This is a genomic window from Acidovorax sp. KPB24-03, from assembly GCF_057546605.1.
In genome coordinates this window covers 1-5,589 of the sequence record NZ_BAAJYR010000228.1, presented here as the reverse complement: position 1 = coordinate 5,589, position 5,589 = coordinate 1, and the positions used below count along the sequence as shown (strand labels likewise).

Genomic DNA, 5,589 nt, shown 5'->3' with positions numbered 1-5,589 from the left:
CCGCCGAGGCCGCTGCCGCGCCCCCCGCGCCCACTGTGGGTGGGCCTGCTCGTGGCCTGCGCGGGCTTCGCCTCGGTGGCGACCCTGGTGCTGGTGGCGCTGGGCTTCGTCGCCCTGGCCAGCACGCTGGCGCGGCAGATGGTGTGGAGCGCCATCGTCTTCGCCACCGCCTACCTGCTCTACCAGCTGGCCGACGACGTGTGCGAGGCCGTGCTGTCGTCCAAGGGCAGCTTCGGGCGCGGCTGCATTCCGGCATGGGCATCGACGCGGGCCTGCTCGACCAGGCGGCCGTGCTGGGCTCGGGCGTGCTGCGCGTGGTGCTGTTCTTCTACATGGTGATCGCGCTGATGGCGCCGTTCGGCACCGGACCGGACGAGGTCTTCCGGCGCGGCAGCAGCCTCAACAACGGCCTGCAGGTGGGCAATTTCGCGCTCGCGCCCCAGGCCCTGCTCACCGCGCTGGCCGTGGTGGCGGCGGGGTTCGTGGCCATCCGCGTGCTCAAGCGCTGGCTGAGCGACCGCTACTTTCCCAACACGTCGCTCGAGCCCGGCATGCGCAGCTCCATCGTCTCGCTGCTGGGCTACGTGGGCGGCGTGCTGGTGGTGGCCGCGGCGCTGGCGGCGCTGGGCATCAGCGTGGAGCGCATCGCCTGGGTGGCCAGCGCGCTGTCGGTGGGGATCGGCTTCGGGCTGCAGGCCATCGTGCAGAACTTCATCTCGGGCCTGATCCTGCTGGCCGAGCGGCCGGTGAAGGTGGGCGACTGGGTGGTGCTGGGCGACACCGAGGGCGACGTGCGCCGCGTGAACGTGCGCGCCACCGAGATCCAGCTGGGCGACCGGTCCACCGTGATCGTGCCCAACTCGGAGTTCATCACCAAGACCGTGCGCAACATGACGCTGACCGGCGCGCCCGGCCGCGTGCTGCTGCGCCTGCCCGCGCCGCTGGACACCGACGCGCAGCGCATGCGCGAGGTGATCCTGCAGGCCTTCCACGCCCACGAAGGGATCATGGAAGACCCCGAACCCATCGTGCAGCTCGAAGGCATCCTGAACGGCACGCTCACCTTCCTGGCCATCGGCTACGTGAGCAATCCGCGCAACTCGGGCGGGGTGCGCAGCGACCTGCTGTTCACCATCTTGGACAACCTGCGCGGCGCGGGCCTGGCGCTGTCGCCGCCGGCGACCACGTCGCTCACCCACCCCACGCCGACCTCGCCGACCGTGGCGGTGCCGCAGCCGCAGGGCACGACGGTGGTCTGACCGGGGCGCGGCCACCCCGGCCGCAGCGATTCGCTATAAATTCAATAGCATAATGCCCTAGTGGAATATGCGCCGGAGGCCGATTGGGCTCGAAAGCCTCAATCCAGCTTCGCGCCCGACTGCGCCACGGCGGTGGCCCAGCGCGGCATCTCGGTCGCGAGGAAGGCCGCGAAGGCGTCCGCCCCCAGGAAGGCCGGATCGGCGCCCTGCGACACCATGCGCTCGCGCACCTCGGGCGACTGCAGCACCTGGCCGAACGCATCGCTCAGCTTGGCGACCACGTCCTTGGGCGTGCCGGCCGGCGCGAGAAAGCCGTAGAAGCCCACCACCTCGAAGCCCTTGAGCCCGCTCTCGATCGCCGTGGGCACGTCCGGCAGCGCCGGGTTGCGCTGCCGGCTGGTCACGGCCAGGGCGCGCACCTTGCCCTGCTTGTGGTACGCGGCCGCCTGCGGAATGCTCTCGGCCATGAACTGCACCTGGCCGGCCATCAGGTCGGTGAAGGCCGGGGCGCTGCCGCGGTACGGGATGTGCACCATGAACAGGCCCGTGGCCGTCTTGAACATCTCCGGCACCAGGTGGCTGATGCCACCGTTGCCCGCCGAGCCGAAGTTGACCTGGCCCGGCTTGGCCCGCGCGTACTGGATGAATTCGGGCAGCGTCTTCGCCGGCAGCTTCGGGTTGACCAGCAGCGCGAGCGGCTGCATGGCGGTGCGCGCGACGGGCGTGAAATCCTTGAGCGTCTGGTAGGGCAGCCGGCTGTAGAGCGCCGGGTTGATCACCATCACGCCGGTGTTGGCCAGCATCAGCGTGTGGCCGTCGGGCGGTGCCTTCATCACGTCCTGCGCGCCGACGGTGCCGCCCGCGCCCGACTTGTAGTCCACCACCACGGGCTGGCCGAGCACGGCCTGCAGCTTGTCGGTGAGCAGGCGGGCGTGCTGGTCCAGCGGCCCGCCCGCTGGAAAGCCGATCACGATGCGGATGGGCCGGGAGGGAAAGCCCTGGGCCAGGGCGGCCACGGACAGGCAGGCCAGGGTGGCGGCCGCCAGACAGGTGCGCAGGCGCATGCGAAAGTCTCCTTCTTTTGTGTCTGGATGGGATCAGCCGCAGCTTAGGGCCGGCCTGCCTCGCCCGGCACGGGGTCTTACCCGCAAAAGCCCCCTTCACGGCAGGCCCTGCTCGGCGAAAATACCCGCTTGTCCGCCGCCTCTGAAAGCCCCTCACCATGACCCTCGCCCACTGGCTCGTTTTCTGCGGCGTTTCGCTGCTGATGTGCTTCACCCCCGGCCCGGCCGTGCTGCTGGCGGTGTCGAACTCGGTGGATGTCGGGGCGCGGCGCACGGCGTTCAGCTCGCTCGGCAGCTCGGCCGGCATCTTCGCCGTCTCGGGCCTCGCGATGGTCGGCATGGGCACCATCCTCAGCCTGTCGGCGAACGCGTTCCTGGTGATGAAGGTCGTCGGCGCGCTGTACCTGATCTGGCTGGGCATCAAGCGCTGGCGCAGCCAGGACGCGCTGATCGCCAGCGATGCCGGCCTGGCGCCCGCCCAGCGGCGCGAGCGCAAGAACTGGCAGCTGGTGGCCCAGGGGCTGGGCGTGTCGCTGACCAACCCCAAGGCCATCCTGTTCTTCTCGGCCCTGTTCCCGCAGTTCATCGTGCCCGGCGAGCCGCTGTTCACGCAGTATCTGCTGCTGACCACGACGTTCGCCGTCTGCGCGTTGATCTCGCACGCCTTCTACGTGGTGCTGATCTCGCTGGTGAAGGGCCACGTGGTGGCGCGCGCCAAGCTGTTCAACCGCATCGTGGGCGGCACCTTCATGGCGCTGGGCGTGGGCCTGCTGCAGACCCGGCACAAGCTGGGCTGAGGGCCCGGGCCTTCGGGGCGCGTCTTTCTCAGCGCCAGCCGCGCAGCAGCACCCACTGCGCGGTCGCGCAGCCCACCGCCAGCGCCGCGTAGGTGAGCATCTTTCCGTCGCGTCCCCACCACGCCAGACCGGCCGCGAGGACGAGGCAGCCCACCCCGAACAGCACGCCCAGCTGGGCCAGCGTTCCGCGTGTGGCCGCCCGCTTTCGCAGGAAGACCTTGCAGCCGGCGACCAGCAGCAGCGCCACGGCGAACGCGGGCAGCACGAAATTCAGCAGATGGTTGACGGCGGACAAAGCATCCATGGACATGACCCAGATCAAGACTATTACAGGCATAGCCCCCTGCATCGGGCCGGCAATTTTATAATCGCCGCTTATGGCAGTCTGGGCCCTTGGCATCAACCACACGACCGCGCCGCTCGATCTGCGCGGTCGTTTTGCGTTCGCGCTCGATCAGATCGCGCCCACGCTGCAGGGTTTGCGCCAGTCGCTGGGCGGCGCCAGCCGCCATCCCAGCGTCGAGACGGCCATCATCTCCACCTGCAACCGCACCGAAATCTACTGCGCCGGCAATGAATCCGCGCTGGACCACACGCTGGGCTGGCTCGCCCAGAGCGGCGGCGTCAGCCCCGCGCTGCTGCGCTCGCACTCCTACGCGCTGGAAGACGGCCTGGTGGCCCGCCATGCCTTCCGCGTGGCCAGCGGGCTCGATTCCATGGTGCTGGGCGAGGCGCAGATCCTCGGCCAGATGAAGGACGCCGTGCGCGCCGCCGAAACCGCCGGCGCGCTGGGCACCACGCTCAACCAGCTCTTTCAGCGCAGCTTCGCCGTCGCCAAGGAAGTGCGCACCAGCACCGAGATCGGCGCCCACAGCATCAGCATGGCGGCCGCAGCCGTGCGGCTGGCCGGCCAGCTGTTCGAGGACCTGTCCGAGATCCGCGTGCTGTTCGTCGGCGCGGGCGAGATGATCGAGCTGGCCGCCACCCACTTCGCCGCCAAGAACCCCAAGGCCATCGCCGTCGCCAACCGCACGCTGGAGCGCGGCGAAAAGCTCGCCACGCGCTTCGGCGGCGAGGTCATGCGCCTGGCCGACCTGCCCGACCGCCTGCACGAGTTCGACGCCGTGGTGAGCTGCACCGCCAGCAGCCTGCCCATCATCGGCCTGGGCGCCGTGGAGCGCGCCCTGAAAAAGCGGCGCCACCGCCCCATGTTCATGGTCGACCTGGCGGTCCCGCGCGACATCGAGCCCGAGGTCAAGGCGCTGGAAGACATCTACCTCTACACCGTGGACGACCTGGCCGGCGTGGTGCAGACCGCCCAGGCGCACCGCCAAGCCGCCGTGGCCCAGGCCGAGGCCATCATCGACGCGGGCGTGCAGAGCTTCATGCACTGGATGGACCAGCGCAGCCCCACCGGCGGGGTGGTGCCGCTGATCCAGCAGCTCAACGCCCAGACCGACGAGTGGCGCGCGTTGGAGATCGCCCGCGCCAAGAAGCTCCTGGCCAAGGGCGAGGACATGGACGCAGTGCTGGAGGCCCTGTCGCGCGGCCTCACGCAGAAGATGCTGCACGGCACCCTGGCCGAACTGCGGGCCGGCGACGCCGAGACCCGCGCCCAGACGGCCCAGACCGTCTCGCGCCTGTTCCTGCGCTCGCAAAGCAAGACCGGCCTGTAGCGACGCGGCTGCGCGGCCTGCCACCAGGCCAAAAACGCCTCCAGCGCAGATTCCACTAGCGCTATCAGCTACAAAACCCGTAGCAATTTCTTTCCCCCGACGATGAAGCCCTTTCTCAGAACCCAGCTCGAGCGCTATGCGCAGCGCCTTGAAGAGCTCGACTTCCTGCTCTCGCGCGAGGACATCATGTCCGACATGGCGCAGTACCGCACCATCTCCCGCGAGCACGCCGAGGTCACGCAGATCGCCGGCCGCTACGCGCGCCACCAGCAGCGCGAGGCCGACCTGGCCGGCGCCCGCGAGATGCTCGCCGACCCCGACATGGCCGAGATGGCGCAGGAGGAGATCGCCGCCGCCGAGGCCGAGCTGGCGCAGCTGGAAGAAGAACTGCAGCGCCTGCTGCTGCCCAAGGACCCCGACGACGCCCGCAATGCCTTCCTCGAAATCCGCGCGGGCACGGGCGGCGACGAGTCGGCCCTGTTCGCGGGCGACCTGGCGCGCATGTACACCCGCTACGCCGCCAACGTGGGCTGGAAGATCGAGATCCTGAGCGCCAACGAGAACGAGATCGGCGGCTACAAGGAAGTGGTGCTGCGCGTGGAGGCCGACGGCGCCTACGGCGCGCTGCGCTTCGAATCCGGCGGCCACCGCGTGCAGCGCGTGCCCGCCACCGAGACGCAGGGCCGCATCCACACCAGCGCCTGCACCGTGGCCGTGATGCCCGAGCCCGACGAGCACCAGGCCATCACCCTGAACCCCGCCGACCTGCGCATCGACACCTTCCGCGCCAGCG

Annotated in this window: 5 protein-coding genes and 1 pseudogene; 4 read left to right on the top strand and 2 right to left on the bottom strand. The window is 69.8% G+C overall.

The window, feature by feature from the left end; genetic code table 11:
- Positions 1–1,259: pseudogene (locus tag AC27KI_RS17830) on the top strand (mechanosensitive ion channel family protein); the annotation flags it as partial.
- A 98-nt stretch (positions 1,260–1,357) separates the two neighbouring features.
- Here the strand turns inward: AC27KI_RS17830 and AC27KI_RS17825 are convergent.
- A complete protein-coding gene (locus AC27KI_RS17825; protein WP_272565493.1) occupies positions 1,358–2,323 on the bottom strand; it encodes a Bug family tripartite tricarboxylate transporter substrate binding protein in 966 nt (321 codons plus the stop codon).
- Positions 2,324–2,481: 158 nt separating this feature from the next.
- Between AC27KI_RS17825 and AC27KI_RS17820 the strand changes: the two genes are divergently transcribed.
- Entirely contained in the window at positions 2,482–3,120 is a 639-nt protein-coding gene (locus AC27KI_RS17820) for a LysE family translocator (protein ID WP_272565494.1), read from the top strand.
- A 28-nt stretch (positions 3,121–3,148) separates the two neighbouring features.
- On the opposite strand, the gene AC27KI_RS17815 is transcribed toward AC27KI_RS17820, so the two are convergent.
- Positions 3,149–3,424: a hypothetical protein gene (locus AC27KI_RS17815; protein WP_272565495.1), complete on the bottom strand. Its 276-nt coding sequence runs from the start codon at positions 3,422–3,424 to the stop codon at positions 3,149–3,151.
- Positions 3,425–3,497: 73 nt separating this feature from the next.
- On the opposite strand from AC27KI_RS17815, the gene hemA reads away from it, so the two are divergent.
- Together hemA and AC27KI_RS17805 are read left to right on the top strand one after the other, a co-directional pair.
- A complete protein-coding gene (gene hemA, locus AC27KI_RS17810) occupies positions 3,498–4,796 on the top strand; it encodes a glutamyl-tRNA reductase (protein WP_272565496.1) in 1,299 nt (432 codons plus the stop codon).
- A 102-nt stretch (positions 4,797–4,898) separates the two neighbouring features.
- A partial coding sequence (locus tag AC27KI_RS17805; RefSeq protein WP_487115035.1) for a PCRF domain-containing protein occupies positions 4,899–5,589 on the top strand: 691 nt, incomplete at its 3' end.

Coding starts and splice junctions, on each gene's coding strand:
- AC27KI_RS17825 (WP_272565493.1), bottom strand. CDS start 2,323: ATGCGCCTGCGCACCTGTCTGGCGGCCGCCACCCTGGCCTGCCTGTCC.
- AC27KI_RS17820 (WP_272565494.1), top strand. CDS start 2,482: ATGACCCTCGCCCACTGGCTCGTTTTCTGCGGCGTTTCGCTGCTGATG.
- AC27KI_RS17815 (WP_272565495.1), bottom strand. CDS start 3,424: ATGGATGCTTTGTCCGCCGTCAACCATCTGCTGAATTTCGTGCTGCCC.
- hemA (WP_272565496.1), top strand. CDS start 3,498: ATGGCAGTCTGGGCCCTTGGCATCAACCACACGACCGCGCCGCTCGAT.